Source organism: Methanoculleus sp. UBA291 (assembly GCF_002499755.1).
GTDB lineage: Archaea > Halobacteriota > Methanomicrobia > Methanomicrobiales > Methanoculleaceae > Methanoculleus > Methanoculleus palmolei.
This window is the reverse complement of sequence record NZ_DANC01000041.1, coordinates 40,557-53,709: the sequence shown is the minus strand read 5'-3', so window position 1 is coordinate 53,709 and position 13,153 is coordinate 40,557. Positions and strand designations below refer to the sequence as shown.

The 13,153-nt window shown below is 62.3% G+C and carries 17 protein-coding genes; 8 read left to right on the top strand and 9 right to left on the bottom strand.

Annotated elements, in window-relative coordinates; translation table 11 throughout:
- Positions 1–2: 2 nt before the first annotated feature.
- The gene (locus BP737_RS09515) at positions 3–1,523 is read right to left on the bottom strand and encodes a glutamate synthase-related protein (RefSeq protein WP_292410625.1); all 1,521 of its coding nucleotides are present in this window, start codon (positions 1,521–1,523) and stop codon (positions 3–5) included.
- Positions 1,520–2,566 (bottom strand): hypothetical protein, encoded by a 1,047-nt coding sequence (locus tag BP737_RS09510; RefSeq protein WP_292410623.1) that lies wholly within the window; start codon positions 2,564–2,566, stop codon positions 1,520–1,522. Before BP737_RS09510 ends, BP737_RS09515 begins: the two co-directional genes overlap by 4 nt.
- 105 nt (positions 2,567–2,671) lie before the next feature.
- Here BP737_RS09510 and glnA point away from each other — a divergent pair, with 105 nt between their 5' ends.
- A complete protein-coding gene (gene glnA, locus BP737_RS09505; RefSeq protein WP_292410621.1) occupies positions 2,672–4,003 on the top strand; it encodes a type I glutamate--ammonia ligase in 1,332 nt (443 codons plus the stop codon).
- A gap of 240 nt (positions 4,004–4,243) precedes the next feature.
- On the opposite strand, the gene BP737_RS09500 is transcribed toward glnA, so the two are convergent.
- From BP737_RS09500 to BP737_RS09475, 6 genes are all read right to left on the bottom strand, one after another.
- Positions 4,244–5,260, bottom strand: a complete 1,017-nt coding sequence (locus BP737_RS09500) for a PDDEXK nuclease domain-containing protein (protein WP_292410619.1) — start codon at positions 5,258–5,260, stop codon at positions 4,244–4,246.
- A gap of 50 nt (positions 5,261–5,310) precedes the next feature.
- Positions 5,311–5,715 carry a hypothetical protein gene (locus tag BP737_RS09495; protein WP_292410617.1) on the bottom strand — a complete coding sequence of 135 codons (405 nt, stop codon included), beginning with the start codon at positions 5,713–5,715 and terminating at the stop codon, positions 5,311–5,313.
- A 125-nt stretch (positions 5,716–5,840) separates the two neighbouring features.
- Positions 5,841–6,161 carry a hypothetical protein gene (locus BP737_RS09490; protein WP_292410615.1) on the bottom strand — a complete coding sequence of 107 codons (321 nt, stop codon included), beginning with the start codon at positions 6,159–6,161 and terminating at the stop codon, positions 5,841–5,843.
- A 3-nt stretch (positions 6,162–6,164) separates the two neighbouring features.
- Positions 6,165–7,061: an Mrp/NBP35 family ATP-binding protein gene (locus BP737_RS09485; RefSeq protein ID WP_292410613.1), complete on the bottom strand. Its 897-nt coding sequence runs from the start codon at positions 7,059–7,061 to the stop codon at positions 6,165–6,167.
- A gap of 139 nt (positions 7,062–7,200) precedes the next feature.
- Positions 7,201–7,659, bottom strand: a complete 459-nt coding sequence (gene tsaA, locus BP737_RS09480) for a tRNA (N6-threonylcarbamoyladenosine(37)-N6)-methyltransferase TrmO (protein WP_292410611.1) — start codon at positions 7,657–7,659, stop codon at positions 7,201–7,203.
- 4 nt (positions 7,660–7,663) lie between these two features.
- The gene (locus BP737_RS09475; RefSeq protein WP_292410609.1) at positions 7,664–8,107 is read right to left on the bottom strand and encodes a ribonuclease HI family protein; all 444 of its coding nucleotides are present in this window, start codon (positions 8,105–8,107) and stop codon (positions 7,664–7,666) included.
- 86 nt (positions 8,108–8,193) lie between these two features.
- On the opposite strand from BP737_RS09475, the gene BP737_RS09470 reads away from it, so the two are divergent.
- The 6 genes from BP737_RS09470 to BP737_RS09445 all read left to right on the top strand — a co-directional run bounded on the left by BP737_RS09470 (position 8,194) and on the right by BP737_RS09445 (position 11,547).
- Positions 8,194–8,898: a phosphoribosyltransferase gene (locus tag BP737_RS09470; RefSeq protein WP_292410608.1), complete on the top strand. Its 705-nt coding sequence runs from the start codon at positions 8,194–8,196 to the stop codon at positions 8,896–8,898.
- A 93-nt stretch (positions 8,899–8,991) separates the two neighbouring features.
- A complete protein-coding gene (locus BP737_RS09465) occupies positions 8,992–9,540 on the top strand; it encodes a YbhB/YbcL family Raf kinase inhibitor-like protein (protein ID WP_342686151.1) in 549 nt (182 codons plus the stop codon).
- Positions 9,537–10,004 (top strand): YbhB/YbcL family Raf kinase inhibitor-like protein, encoded by a 468-nt coding sequence (locus tag BP737_RS09460; RefSeq protein ID WP_292410607.1) that lies wholly within the window; start codon positions 9,537–9,539, stop codon positions 10,002–10,004. Before BP737_RS09465 ends, BP737_RS09460 begins: the two co-directional genes overlap by 4 nt.
- A gap of 237 nt (positions 10,005–10,241) precedes the next feature.
- A complete protein-coding gene (locus tag BP737_RS09455; protein ID WP_292410605.1) occupies positions 10,242–10,700 on the top strand; it encodes a YbhB/YbcL family Raf kinase inhibitor-like protein in 459 nt (152 codons plus the stop codon).
- A 49-nt stretch (positions 10,701–10,749) separates the two neighbouring features.
- Positions 10,750–11,031, top strand: coding sequence for a YbhB/YbcL family Raf kinase inhibitor-like protein (locus tag BP737_RS09450; RefSeq protein ID WP_342686150.1), 282 nt, complete (start codon positions 10,750–10,752; stop codon positions 11,029–11,031).
- A gap of 57 nt (positions 11,032–11,088) precedes the next feature.
- Positions 11,089–11,547: a YbhB/YbcL family Raf kinase inhibitor-like protein gene (locus BP737_RS09445; RefSeq protein WP_292410601.1), complete on the top strand. Its 459-nt coding sequence runs from the start codon at positions 11,089–11,091 to the stop codon at positions 11,545–11,547.
- A gap of 44 nt (positions 11,548–11,591) precedes the next feature.
- Here BP737_RS09445 and BP737_RS09440 read toward each other — a convergent pair whose 3' ends face one another.
- Positions 11,592–12,044, bottom strand: a complete 453-nt coding sequence (locus tag BP737_RS09440) for a CBS domain-containing protein (RefSeq protein WP_292410599.1) — start codon at positions 12,042–12,044, stop codon at positions 11,592–11,594.
- Positions 12,045–12,157: 113 nt separating this feature from the next.
- Between BP737_RS09440 and BP737_RS09435 the strand changes: the two genes are divergently transcribed.
- On the top strand, positions 12,158–13,087 hold the full coding sequence (locus tag BP737_RS09435) for a DUF475 domain-containing protein (protein WP_292410597.1): 930 nt from the start codon (positions 12,158–12,160) through the stop codon (positions 13,085–13,087).
- Positions 13,088–13,153 lie beyond the last annotated feature (66 nt).

Sequence of the window (13,153 nt, the reverse complement as noted above, 5' to 3'; positions counted from 1 at the left end):
GCTCACGCTCCCACCGGTTTGACGTCGAGCACGTCAAGGATTCCCTCGTCCAGCATATAGCCCCTGAGCCGGTCGCGGTTGCCCCGCAGGCTCTCGATGCTGTTGATCCCGGCCGCTCCCATCAGTTCGGTGATCTCAAGCGTCCATGCGTGGATCAGGTTCGCCACCTGCTTCGACGCCACATCGGGGTTTAAGCGGTCCACGAGGTCCTGGCGCTGGGTGGCGATGCCCCAGGGGCAGAGCCCCTGATAGCAGTTCCCGCAGACCCGGCATCCCATCGCCGCGAGCGCCGCGGTACCGATGTAGACCGCGTCCGCGCCGAGGGCGATCGCCTTCACGACATCCGGGCTCTCACGGATGCTGCCGCAGGCGATGAGGGAGACCTCGTTTCTGAGCCCCTGCTTGCGGAGCTCCCGGTCGGCGGTCGCGATGGCGACCTCGATCGGGATACCGACGTGGTCGCGGAAGACCCGCGGTGCGGCACCCGTGCCGCCCCGGAACCCGTCGATCGCGACGGCGTCAACTCCGGAACGGGCAACGGCCGCCACGTTCTCGGCGTTGTTGTTGACGGCCGCAATCTTTGCAAAGACCGGCTTCTTCCACCCCGTCGCCTCCTTGACGGCGTGGACGAGCTGGGGGAGGTCTTCGATGCCGTAGATGTCGTGGTGCGGCGCGGGGCTGATGGCGTCGCTTCCCTGCGGGATCATCCTGGTCCTGGAGACATCCGCGCTCACCTTCTCGCCGGTGAGGTGGCCGCCGATCCCCGGCTTTGCGCCCTGGCCGAGTTTGAGCTCGATCGCGGCGCCGCGGTTCAGGTAATCGACGTTCACACCGAACCGGCCGGAGGCGACCTGGACGATCATCCGGTCCTGGTAAGGATAGAGGCCGGGATGCAGTCCGCCTTCCCCGGTACCCATGTAGGTGCCCGTCTCCCGTGCCGCCCGGGCCATCGCAATGTGGGCGTTGAGGCTGATCGCGCCGTAACTCATGTGGCCGAGCAGGATCGGCGTCTCGATCATGAGGTTCGGGGTGAGTTCCGTGGCGAGTTCGACGTCTCCGTTCGGCTTCTGCCGGAAGTCCAGTTTACCCGGCTTCTTCCCGATGTAGGTCCGGAGTTCGACGGGCTCGCGGAGCGGGTCGGTGGGGGGCGTGGTGACCTGGCAGGCGTCCAGCATCAGGCGGTCGAAGATGACCGGGAGGTCCGCGACGCTGCCCATCCCGGCGAGGATGATCTTCCCTGTCCTGGCCTGGTTGTAGATCGCCTCCCTGACCTTTCGATTCCATACCGGGTGGCTCCGGTAGTCGCAGGGGTGCTCCTCAAGCATGATGGCGTCCCGGGGGCAGTAGGTGAGACACCGGTGGCAGGCGGTGCACTTCCGGGAGTTGATAAGGATCGCATCGCCGTCCCGCCGGAAGACGCCGTAGGAACAGTTTTCGATGCACCGGCCGCATTCCATGCACTGTTCACGGTCGATCGTGACCCGGTACCGGAGCGGCATGCTGCCGAGGTTGCAGGAATTCATGGTGCAGCCCTCCCGATCACCGGTTCACCGGCGGCCGGCCGCGTGATCGACTCGACCTTCGGCTCCATGGCGCGGATCGCAACCTCTTCGCTTGCGATGTAGAGGCGGTCTCCACACTCACCGACGACCATCGGCCGGAGTTTGCCCCGGTCGGTGAACCCGACCATCATATCGGGGTTCGCGGCCACGACGGTGAACGGCCCGTTCATCGCCGCAGGGCCGTAAGCGAACCGGATGGCGCGATTCAGGTTCTGCTCGGCTTCGGGCATCCGGTCGATATCCTCCCAGTAGGGTGGGGCAAGCGCCCGGATGGCGAGGTTGATGTCGAGGCCGTGCCGCCGCACCAGGAGGTCGATTAAGTAGGTAATGACCTCGCTGTCGGTGGAGATCGAGCATCTGTACCCGAAGCCCTCGACGTAGCGCCGGTTGGTCCCGTAGGTGGTGGTCTTTCCGTTCTCCACGACGCTCCAGTCGTGCAGGTTGAACGGGTCGGGCCGCTCCCACTTCTCCGGACTCGCCGTCGCGTAGCGGTTATGCGCGAGCCAGAGGTAGCCCTCATAGTCCTCGATACGGTAGTAGTCCGCTACCTCTTCCGGCCTGCCGCCGGGCCCTCCGGCCTTGAAGACGCCGACGTTCTTGCCGGAGGAGACGACTTCGGCGCCGTTTACGCACGCGTTGATCCTCATCACAAGGTTCGTGATGATATCCTTCTCGGGTGCGAGCGAGGGGTCCGGCTTGAAGAAGTAGCGCCAAGGGGTGCAGGGCACCCGGAGGTTTTGCTGGTCGTAGGTCGGGATCGCCTCGTCATGCTCGATCGTCCCCCACTGCTCCAGTGTTGCGTCGACAGCCGCCTTGCTCTCGCAGGCGTCGTCGAAGAAGACATGGAGCGCGTAGCAGTCCCGGTAGTCGGGGTAGATGCCGTAGGCGACGTACCCCGCCCCCTCGCCGCTGCCGCGTTCGTTCATCATGGAGAGGGCCTGTCGGATGCCGGAACCATCCATCATCTGGCGCCTCTTATCTATTACACCAAATATGCCGCACATGGTGACCTCGATTGAGTTAACACTCTGTTGCCACAGTTTTGAACTCTACCCGGGAATATTTGTGTCAATAGGTATTTATTGCATCGGATAGAAGTAGAATTCCACATGTCCCGTGATGCCACTTCTGCGATGCTTGAGCGCATTGAGCAGGATAACGTCGAATTTCTTCGGTTGCAGTTCACCGACCTCCTGGGGCTGCCGAAGAACGTTGCTATCCCGGTGAAGCAGGCCGAAAAGGCGCTGACCGGCGGTATCGGGTTCGACGGGTCGTCGATCGAGGGTTTCGTCCGGATAGAAGAGTCCGACATGGTGCTCAAACCCGACCTCTCGACTTACACCCTCCTGCCCTGGCGGCCCCGGGAGCACGCGGAAGCCCGGTTCGTCTGCGATGTCTACAAGGCGGCCAACGGGAAGCCGTTTGAGGGCGACCCGCGCTACGTGCTCCGGCGGGCGATGGAGGACGCGGCAAAGGACGGGTACGTCTTCAACACCGGGCCGGAACTCGAATTCTTCCTCTTTAAGATGCTCGGCGGCAGACCGACTACGCAGTTCCAGGACGGCGGCGGCTACTTCGACCTTGCCCCGACCGACCTTGCGGAGGACGTCCGTCGTGAGATCATCATCGCCCTCACCGATATGGGGTTCGAGATCGAGGCCTCGCACCACGAAGTCGCCGAGAGCCAGCACGAGATCGACTTCAAGTACAGCGACGCCCTCCACACGGCGGACAACGTCATCACCTTCAAGTTCGTAGTGAAGACGATGGCGCTGATGCGCGGCCTGCACGCGTCTTTCATGGCAAAACCGATCTACGGCATCTGCGGGAGCGGAATGCACACCAACTGTTCGCTTGCAAAAGACGGGGAAAACGCCTTCTACGACCCCGATGCACCCCTCCGGCTCTCGAAGACCTGTATGCACTTCATCGGCGGGCTGCTCAGGCACGCAAAGGCCATCACCCGCGTCGCGAACCCGACGATCAACTCCTATAAAAGGCTCGTCCCCGGCTACGAAGCGCCCTGCTACGTCAGCTGGAGCGCGAGCAACCGGTCGACCCTCGTCCGTGTTCCGAGCCCTCGCGGCAACAGCACCCGCGTCGAGTTCCGCAGCCCCGACCCCACCTGCAATCCCTACCTCGCCTTCGCCGCGATGCTCACCGCCGGGATGGAGGGCGTCCGGGAGGAGATCGAGCCTCCGGTCGGCGTCGATAAGAACATCTATCATATGACCCCCGTCGAGCGGGACCGCGCCGGGATTGAGACGCTGCCCGGCGACCTCTACGAGGCCCACCAGGCCCTGCTCGCCGACGACCTCATCTGCCGGGCGCTCGGTCCCCACGTCGTCGACGCCCTCACGAGCGTCGCGGAAGCCGAGTGGGATGCCTACCGGACGGCGGTCCACCCCTGGGAACTCGACCGGTATCTGGCGACATACTAACTTTTTTTGCAGAATTTTTGACGATAGTCTGTTCTTCTGGACTCTTCCCTACCGGATCAGTCCACATCCGCCACAGCGTTTTTTACGTGATAAGTTACTCATACATGTATATCCATACATCTCAGTTCATCGAGCCGGCCGGTATTACCGCGCCGCGGAATTTGTGCAATGCACCATTGCACAAACCCCCGGTGAGCCAGGAACCCGGAAGAGGTAGATACTTCCGACTGCGAACACCTCTCATTCCTCCAGCAATCTCGCGATTTCCTCCGGGCCGGGGAGTTGGTCCCGGAGTTCCCGGGGCAGTTCCCTCACCGTCCGGTAGGTGGCGACGCCGATGGGCGAGGTGGAGGATTGCAGGGCGTACTCGACGATGGTGCGGTTCTTCTCCTTGCAGAGGATGATGCCGATGGAGGGGTTCTCGCCCTCTTCGCGGACCTGGCGGTCAAGGGCGGCCAGGTAGAACTGCATCTTGCCGACGAACTCGGGCTGGAACTCGCCGATCTTCAGCTCGATGGCCACCAGGCAGCGGAGCCGCCGGTGGAACAGCAGCAGATCGATGAAGTACTCCCTGTCCTCGACCTCCAGACGAAACTGGCTCCCGACGAACGCAAAGACGCCCCCCATCGCCCTCAGGAAGTCTTCGACCCTGCCTATCAGGGCACGCTCCAGGTCGCGCTCGGAGTGCTCCTCTCCGAGTTCCAGGAAATCGAAGGTGTACTCGTCCCTGACCGCGAGTTTGGCCTGCACCTGCAGTTCCGGCGTGAGTGCCCGGTCGAAGTTGGTCTGGCCAAGGAGCGTCTTTTCGTAGCTCTGGTTCTCGATCTGGTGGACGAGCACGCTCCTCGACCAGCCGAATTTGCGGGTCATGCGAAGGTAGAACTCACGCTCCAGCGGCTCGGAACACCGCTCCAGAATAACCAGGTTATGGCTCCAGCCAATTTCTCGCACAAGCTGTGCGAGTTTTTCAGAACCGGCATACGCTTCAAAAAAAGACTTCATGCGCCAGAGATTTGAGGCGGAAAAGCCCCCGATACCGGGAAACTCCTTTTGCAGATCTCCAGACAACTGTTGGACAATTGACTTACCCCAGGTGTCGCCGGCCTGCCGCTCCACGATCATCCTGCCGATATCCCAGTACAGGCCGATCAGTTCCTTGTTGACCGCCCTGAGTGCCCGGTACTGGGCGGCGCGAATGCGCTCTTTGACTTCGAGAAGCAGTGAGCCGTAGTCTTCCGGCAGATTCGAGACCGTCATATCCCAGTTCCTCGAAGTTCTTCTTGATCGTCGCCGCCAGTCGCACCGCTTCAGTGTTGAGGTCTTCCAGTTCCACGTGGATCTCGCGGAGCGCTTCCTCGAAATCCTCCCTCCTCTTCGGGGGCGGCACCCACGTAGCGGCCGGGTGTCAGCAACCGGTCATTGGCCTCGAGCTCGGCCCTGTCCACCGGTTTGACCGGCCCCCTGACGTCGCAGATCTTCGTTTCGGGGAAACTGGCGCTCTTCCGGGAGAACTCTTCCTTGGTCAGTGCCCGGGTCTTCCCGCCACGCGCGGGAAAGTTGGCTTCAACGGTGTCTTTCATCGTCAGGAACCGGCTGTATGCGTGCCGCAGAAAGATCAGACCCATGACAGGCAGGAAATACTCGTTGCTTGCATGGTTCGAGTTCGCCCGCAACTCTCCATCGTTTGAGGTTCCGAAGCGCGATACCTTCATTGCTCCAAGTGTCCGCGTCGTTCGGGCGGCGTGGCTCCTCCCCCTACGTCTGATCGGTTCACGACGCTATCGTGAATCTGAATGCCATCTGAGGAAGGCGGTCTTGAAATGCCGAACCATCCGGTTTAGCAGCACTGCTTGCCGCCGGTCTCTTCTCCTTCGAGGAGGAGTCTTCCGAAGAGCATCCGTTCGAGAATTGTGGCGACGTACTTCATCCGCTGGGCCACCTCCATATCCTCGTAACGGTGGATGTCGGCGTAGACCTGCAGGCGGACGAGGCCGAACCGGAGTCGGTCGAGGTCGTCGTCCTCGAGTTCCGCGGCTTCGTGGAAGATGGGTTCGAGCAGGAAGGGGAACTCCTCGTAGTTCTCGAGCGCCCCGATGACCTTCGAAAATATTGGGAGGGGTTCCTCACCCTTTCCGGCAAGGACCCGCGAGTAGTCCATGGATTACCCCTCGACCTGTTCAACCATGGCGTTCATGATGGCGTCGAAACTCTTCCAGGTCGGGCTATCTTTGCTCTGGCGGATGATGAAGGGTCTTCCTTCGTCGGCCGCCTTCCGCATCTCGGGATCGAGCGGAATGGCGCCGAGGAAGGGCACGCCACGCTCCTTTGCCTCTCGCTCCCCGCCACCTTTGCCGAAGATGTCGATCTCTTCCTTGCAGTGAGGGCAGACGAACCCGCTCATGTTCTCCACGACTCCGAGCACCTGGATGTCGAGTTTCCTGACGAACTCAATCGCCTTGCTCGAGTCGAGGACCGCGACGTCCTGCGGGGTGGTGACGATGACCGCTCCGGCGATGTTCGGGGCGAGCTGGGCGATGGTGAGCGCCTCGTCGCCGGTACCGGGCGGAAGGTCGACGATCAGGTAATCGAGGTCGCCCCAGTTGACGTCTTCCAGGAACTGCCGGATGACCGTCATCTTCATCGGGCCGCGCCATATCACGGGGGTGTTACGTTCCGGGAGCAGGAACGCCATGGAAATGACCGCAAGGTTGCCGGTGACCCTGACCGGCTCGATGATCTTCCCGTCATAGGACTGGAGACGGGCGCTCTCGATCCCGAGCATCTTCGGAATGTCCGGGCCGTGGATGTCGAGGTCGATGAGACCCGTGTTGTAGCCGCGGTTCGCAAGGGAAAAAGCGAGGTTTGCCGAGACCGTGCTCTTCCCGACTCCTCCTTTCCCGGAAAGGACGAGGACGACATGTTTTACGCTGATATCGGCTTTCGGGGGGAGATCCCTCGGGGCTCCCGCATTTCTCGGATCATTGCATCCGGTCGCAGACGGGCAGCCAGCGCAGTTCCCGGCACAGGTTTCGTTATCGGGTTTGGTTGTTTGAGCCATCAGAACTATCCTCCGTGATACAGTATCCTCCCTGAGAAGGACCTGAAGCTACTATATATTAACGCCAATCGTTACAAAAAAGTATAGGTAATGACACATTATCCTGCTCGGCTTGCCGGAGCGGCGTTTCGGGCAGGGGCTATCCCCTGTCGGGAGTAGTCGACGTTTTCGTGTGCCACCCGCCCGTTGCTTTCGGGATACAGTCGATCTCGGGGGAGTAGGGCTTGATGTCCAGCACCGGGGTTCCGTCCAGGGCGTCGAGCCCCCGGACGACCAGGACGCCGCCCTTCCGCCGGATCAGGTCGACGACTCCGAACCCGATCGGGTTCGGCCGGGCGGGTGAGCGGGTTGAAAAGACCCCCCGTTCCCGGGTCTCCCCGGGAGGCTTTGCGAAGAGGTGCCCGCGTTCCGCCCGGTCGAGCCAGTAGAGCACGATGAGGTGGCTGCTCCGCTCCAGGCTATCGAGTCCCGGGACGTAGGCGTCATGGATGTGGATCTCCGCAACGGTATCCGCAAGCCGCCCCTGGCGGGGGGCGTCGCCCCGGACCCGGTAGGGCGACCGAACGACGCCGATGGGAATGCACTCGATTGTGGCCACGCTGTTACCTCCCCGGCCTCTCCGCATCGAGCGTCTCGTTGCAGAGCCGGTCCGCAATCCGGATACAGGGGTGCTCCCGCGGCACATTCTCGAACCTGACCTCTCTGAAATGGCGTACCAGCCGCCGCACCTCGCCTGCAAGGTCCGCAAGGTGCTCTCTCGTGATGCGGTACCGCCCGGTGAGCTGGCGAACGACCAGTTCCGAGTCGGACCGGACGATGAGCCCGCCGCGGGTGAACTCGCGTGCAGCCTCCAGACCGTTGATGACGGCGTGATACTCGGCCACGTTGTTCGTCGCCGTCCCGATAAATCCCGAACGGCTGGCCGCGACGGACCCGTCCTGCACGATCACGTACGCCCAGGCGGCGTCTCCGGGGTTTCCCCTTGAAGCACCGTCGGTATACAGCGTCGTCGTCACCGCGGCCTTCTGTTCGTCTCTTTCCATCATCTACCCGGTTGATCATCGCTCTCCGGCGTGTTATTGGTATCGCTCACCGGAAGATGTTAATATCCCCGTGTGGTAAAGGCGGACCTATGCTGGATACGGGCCGGATCATTGAGGATAAAACGATGCGGGACCGGCTGGGTGTTTTCGAGGACCGGACCGATGCCGGGAGGCGTCTCGCCGCGACCCTCTCGCAGCTGGAGATGATCGTCGAACCGGTAGTCTGTGCCATTCCGGCCGGGGGAGTGCCGCCGGGGCTTGAGGTGGCCCGGGCGCTCAGGGCCCCGCTCCGGATGGCGGTGGTACGGAAGGTGCAGGTACCCTGGAACCCGGAGGCCGGGTTCGGCGCCGTGACCTGGGACGGGCGGGTCTTCCTGAATCGCGCCCTCATGACCGCTCTCGATCTCTCGGAGACCGAGGCGAACGCCGCGATCGCGAAGGCTAAATCGAACGTGGCGGAGCGCTTGAAGAAGTTTTCCGGCGACCGGCGGGAACCGGGACTTGAGGGCCGGACTGCGATCCTGGTCGACGACGGCCTTGCAACCGGGTATACGATGTTTGCCGCAGTCGAGGCGGCCCGGGCCTGGTCGCCCCGCCGGGTTATCGTGGCGGTCCCCACCGGCTCGCTTCACGCCGTTGACTTCATCGCCAGAAAGGCGGACCTCGTCGTCTGCCTGAACATCAGGACCGGCCGCACGTTTGCCGTGGCGCAGGCATACGAGCGATGGTACGATCTTCGCGATCCGGAGGTGCAGGAACTGCTGATCCAGGCCCGGGACATGGGGCTCTTCTGACGCATGGAGGAAGACGGTCGGTCCGGCCCGGTCCCGCCCGCCGCAACAGATTTATGCGCCCCGTCCCATGGTGTGCCGGAGGGGTAAACGAGCATGCAGAACCTGACCATAGCGGTCGATTTCGACCGGTTTCCACCAGAGCACACCTGTGACGGGGAAGATCTCTCTCCACGGATACGGGTCCTCGGGTCGAACGCCCCCTACCTTGCGGTCATCGTGGACGACCCGGACGCACCGAGAGGGACGTTCACCCACTGGCTCGCCTGGAACATCCCGTCGACCGGCGAGATTCCCGCAGGTATCCCGCAGGAGCCCCGAATATCCCACCCGGTCTCTGCCGCCCAGGGGATGAACGATTTTCGGAGGACCGGTTACAGCGGCCCCTGCCCCCGAGAGGTACATCACACCGCTACTTCATCCGGGTATGGAGCCTTGCGCGTGAACTCGACCTCCCTCCGGGGGCGGGGCGGCCCCTCCTCGAAGGTGCGCTCGCGGCAGCCGCCGCCGGCTACGGCGAGACTATGGCGGTCTACGAGCGCAGGAAGGCGCTCGAGACCCCGCCGGAGACCGGGCCCCGCACCTGATGCGCCGGGCGGCTTCCACAATCTTTTTCTTTACGTTATACCGAGAGACGTATCATGAACCCCGAAGTTACCAACCTGATCGTCTCTCTCCGTGATGCGGAGTTTCCGATCTGGACCACATGCGACGGTGCCGGCCTCTCGCCCGAACTGAGGGTCCGGGGACTCATCCCGGCGACGCAGACAATAGCGGTCTTTGCCTTGAACCCGTACGAACCCGGGTGCTCCTTCACTACCTGGATCATCTGGAACCTCTCGCCGGCGTCGGTAATTCCGGAGGGCATCCCGCCGCAGGGCGTCGTGACCACTCCGGTCTCAGCCGTTCAGGGGACGAACGATTACGGAACCATCGGCTGGCGCGGCCCCTGTCCTCCCATGGGGGAGACGCATCGTTACCTCTTTAAGGTTTACGGGCTTGACGCCGCCCTGGAGGTGCCGGCAGGCGCCCGGAAGCAGGACCTCATCGATGCCATGCAGGGGCATGTCCTCCAGTTCGGCGAGACGGCCGCCGTGTACTCCCGGTGATGGCCATCGGTGTTTGAAGGGCGTAAAACCCGGTTCAGGCAGGTCTCACGCGAAGGCACGAAGAACGCGAGGTCTGCCACGAATGTTGTCCGGGTCATCACATCTTCACATGCGTCGACGATATAGGCAGTGACAGGTCGCGGTCAGCAAACGGGGAGTCCACGGCTGTCATGGTCCCCACGCACATATCTATTTATATCTTGTTTCCTGAAGGAGGATACCGAGAGAGACTGCTGTATGATGCCAAAACTGGCCGTGAAACTGGATTTTGATGAGTTCCCGCCGGAGTACACCTGCAGGGGAGCGAACCGGTCGCCCCCGATCCGGGTCGAGGGAATCCTCTCGAACATCGAGTCGCTCGCGATCCTCGCAACGGCGAGCCCCGAGGGCGGAGAGTCGCGGGTGGCGTGGGTTCTCTGGAACCTCCCCTCCGTCGAGCAGATCCCGGCGGGGTTCCCGGAAGGAGAGACGGTGGAGTCGCCCCTCCATGCCCGGCAGGGCAGGAATGATTTTGGTACCCTTGGTTACCGGGGACCCTGCCCGGAGGCCGGAACGACCGAAGTGTATCTTTTCCGGGTCTATGCGCTCGATCTCGATCTCCCGCTTGCGTCCGGCGCGACCTGGGAGGATATGGTCCGGACGATGGAAGGCTCGATGAACCAGGTCGGGGAAGTTGTTGTCTTCGCCACCGGATAAGGGGCGGCCGGTGCGGGAGCGAGAGCTCCCGGCCGGAGAAGAAAAGATATTGAAGCCCTCCCTTACCTCGGATAGGTATCGGCGTGCACCCCGCCGCAAGGGTATCGTGACGGCCCCGGTGAGTGCCGTCCAGGGGACGAACGACTACGGGGGCATCGGCTGGCGCGGCTCCTGTCCCCCGCAGGGTGAGACACACCGGTGCCTCTTCAAGGTCTACGGGCTTGATGCGATGCTCGATCTCGCGCCCGGCGCAGGCAAGCACGACCTCATCGACGCGATGCGGGGCCACGTCCTCGGGTTCGGCGATACCGCCGCTATGTCCTCCCGGTGACCAAACGCACCATTTTAATACCCTAGTCCTGGAAAATGAGTATCATAGGAGTTTGATATGGCACAAAAGTTGGTAGTGAGTCTGGACTTTGAAGAGTTCCCGCCGGAGTACACCTGCAAGGGGGCGAATCGGTCGCCCGCAATCCGGGTCGACGGCGTCCTCCCGAACATAAAATCGCTTGCGGTTCTTGCGACGACGAGCCCCGAGGAGGGGCCGTCGCGGGTGGTGTGGGTCGCCTGGAACATACCCGCCGTTCCGCTGATCCCGGAGGGATTTCCGGTCGGAGGGGTAGTGGAGGCACCTCTCCACGCCGTACAGGGCACAAACGACTTCGGGAGCATCGGCTATCGGGGCCCCTGCCCGGAGGCCGGGAAGATCGAGGCATACCTCTTCCGGGTCTACGCGCTCGACCTCGACCTCGCGCTCGCGCCGGGGGCGACCTGGGAGGATCTGGTCCGGACGATGGAGGGCTCGATGAACCAGGCCGGCGAGGTCATCGCCTTCGCAACCGGGTAAGGAAAGAAGGGCGTGCGCCCGAAAGTAGGGGTTGTCGGGCCCCCTCACAGGGGTATGGGGGGGCTCTCTTTCTGTATCGGCGGGCTTTGTTTCTCGATGTTCTTTGCAATCGTGGCCATCTCCTCGCCCAGCATGCGGATGACGTCGTCCAGAGTGACGATCCCGATCAGTTTCCCGGCGTTGTCGACGACGGGCATTCTTCGGATGCCTTCATCGGTCATCTTCCGGATGGCTTCGTAGATCCCCATGCTGTCCTGAAACGTGATCACGCTCCGGGTCGCGATATCTCCCGCCCGGACTTCGCCCGGGTTCTGTTCCCGCGCCATAACCCCGACCGCGAGATCGCGGTCGGTGAGTATGCCGGCGGGCCGGTTGTCGCCGGTCACGACGACGACGCTTCCGACGTTCTTCTCTCCCATGATCTTCGCCACGTCCACAGCCGGGGTGTCCGGTGAGACGGCGACGACCTGGTCACGGCAGCAGTCCACAAGTCCCATGTTGTTACCTCCGTTGACGACTGATTCATGCCGGATATGATATATGAACATAACCCTTCTCTCGCCCGGCACCCTTTCTTATATACGATCGGCACCGATCCCATCTCACAGAAATGGACTGGCTGCTGATAGTTCTGACTGTAGCGGGCCTCGTTGTCTTCGAAACCGTATCGAGCATCGACAACGCCATTATCAACGCCGACGTCCTCGCGACGATGAAAGAGAAGGCCCGCAGATGGTTCCTTATCTGGGGCCTGCTCTTCGCGGTCTTCGTGATCCGGGGGCTTCTGCCGTGGGGGATCGTCTGGGCGACAAACCCGTCGCTCGGGGCAATAGGTGCGCTGCTCGCGACGTTTTCAAGCGATCCGGACGTAGTGGCTGCGATAGAAGAGTCCGCCCCGATCCTCATGATCTTCGGGGGAATGTTTCTTGTCCTCCTCTTCTTCCACTGGCTCTTTGCAGAGGAGAAGAACTGCTGCCTCCGGACCGAGGCGTTCTTCTCCCGACAGGCCGTCTGGTTCTATGCAACCGCTTCGATCCTGCTTGCCGTCATTGTCTGGTTTGCCCTTCAGATCAACACCATGATGGGCTTTGCGGCCGTGCTCGGCTCCACCACCTTCTTCATCGTTCATGGGTTCAGGCAGAACGCCGAGATGCAGGAAGCCCGGTTGAAGGGAGCGGGGATCTCCGATATCTCGAAGCTCGCCTACCTTGAGGTCCTTGACGCGACCTTCTCTATCGACGGCGTCATCGGGGCGTTCGCCTTCACACTTTCCGTCCCCCTCATCCTGATCGGGAACGGTATCGGGGCCTTTGTGGTCCGGGAACTGACCGTCCGGAGCGTCGACCAGATCCGGAGTTACTGTTTCCTCAAGAACGGGGCGATGTACTCCATCCTGGTGCTCGGGACGATCATGCTCGCGGACAGTTTCGGGTTCCATATCCCGACCTGGCTCTCGCCGATAGCGACGTTCGCCATCGTCGGGTTCTTCCTCTTCCGCTCGGTGCAGGAGCGAAGGAAGGGGGCCGCGGGCGCCGCATGACCGGGTTTCCGGTCGCCTCCCCGTTGCATTCTCCGGGTTTGAAAAGGTTTATCCGTGCCGGGGGAC

Excerpts from the sequence above, each read along its gene's own strand:
- BP737_RS09510 (WP_292410623.1), bottom strand. The coding sequence starts at position 2,566 with ATGTGCGGCATATTTGGTGTAATAGATAAGAGGCGCCAGATGATGGAT.
- glnA (WP_292410621.1), top strand. The coding sequence starts at position 2,672 with ATGTCCCGTGATGCCACTTCTGCGATGCTTGAGCGCATTGAGCAGGAT.
- BP737_RS09465 (WP_342686151.1), top strand. The coding sequence starts at position 8,992 with ATGCAGAACCTGACCATAGCGGTCGATTTCGACCGGTTTCCACCAGAG.
- BP737_RS09475 (WP_292410609.1), bottom strand. The coding sequence starts at position 8,107 with ATGATGGAAAGAGACGAACAGAAGGCCGCGGTGACGACGACGCTGTAT.
- BP737_RS09485 (WP_292410613.1), bottom strand. The coding sequence starts at position 7,061 with ATGGCTCAAACAACCAAACCCGATAACGAAACCTGTGCCGGGAACTGC.
- BP737_RS09470 (WP_292410608.1), top strand. The coding sequence starts at position 8,194 with ATGCTGGATACGGGCCGGATCATTGAGGATAAAACGATGCGGGACCGG.
- BP737_RS09445 (WP_292410601.1), top strand. The coding sequence starts at position 11,089 with ATGGCACAAAAGTTGGTAGTGAGTCTGGACTTTGAAGAGTTCCCGCCG.
- BP737_RS09490 (WP_292410615.1), bottom strand. The coding sequence starts at position 6,161 with ATGGACTACTCGCGGGTCCTTGCCGGAAAGGGTGAGGAACCCCTCCCA.
- BP737_RS09515 (WP_292410625.1), bottom strand. The coding sequence starts at position 1,523 with ATGAATTCCTGCAACCTCGGCAGCATGCCGCTCCGGTACCGGGTCACG.
- BP737_RS09435 (WP_292410597.1), top strand. The coding sequence starts at position 12,158 with ATGGACTGGCTGCTGATAGTTCTGACTGTAGCGGGCCTCGTTGTCTTC.
- BP737_RS09440 (WP_292410599.1), bottom strand. The coding sequence starts at position 12,044 with ATGGGACTTGTGGACTGCTGCCGTGACCAGGTCGTCGCCGTCTCACCG.
- BP737_RS09460 (WP_292410607.1), top strand. The coding sequence starts at position 9,537 with ATGAACCCCGAAGTTACCAACCTGATCGTCTCTCTCCGTGATGCGGAG.
- BP737_RS09495 (WP_292410617.1), bottom strand. The coding sequence starts at position 5,715 with ATGAAGGTATCGCGCTTCGGAACCTCAAACGATGGAGAGTTGCGGGCG.
- BP737_RS09455 (WP_292410605.1), top strand. The coding sequence starts at position 10,242 with ATGATGCCAAAACTGGCCGTGAAACTGGATTTTGATGAGTTCCCGCCG.
- BP737_RS09500 (WP_292410619.1), bottom strand. The coding sequence starts at position 5,260 with ATGACGGTCTCGAATCTGCCGGAAGACTACGGCTCACTGCTTCTCGAA.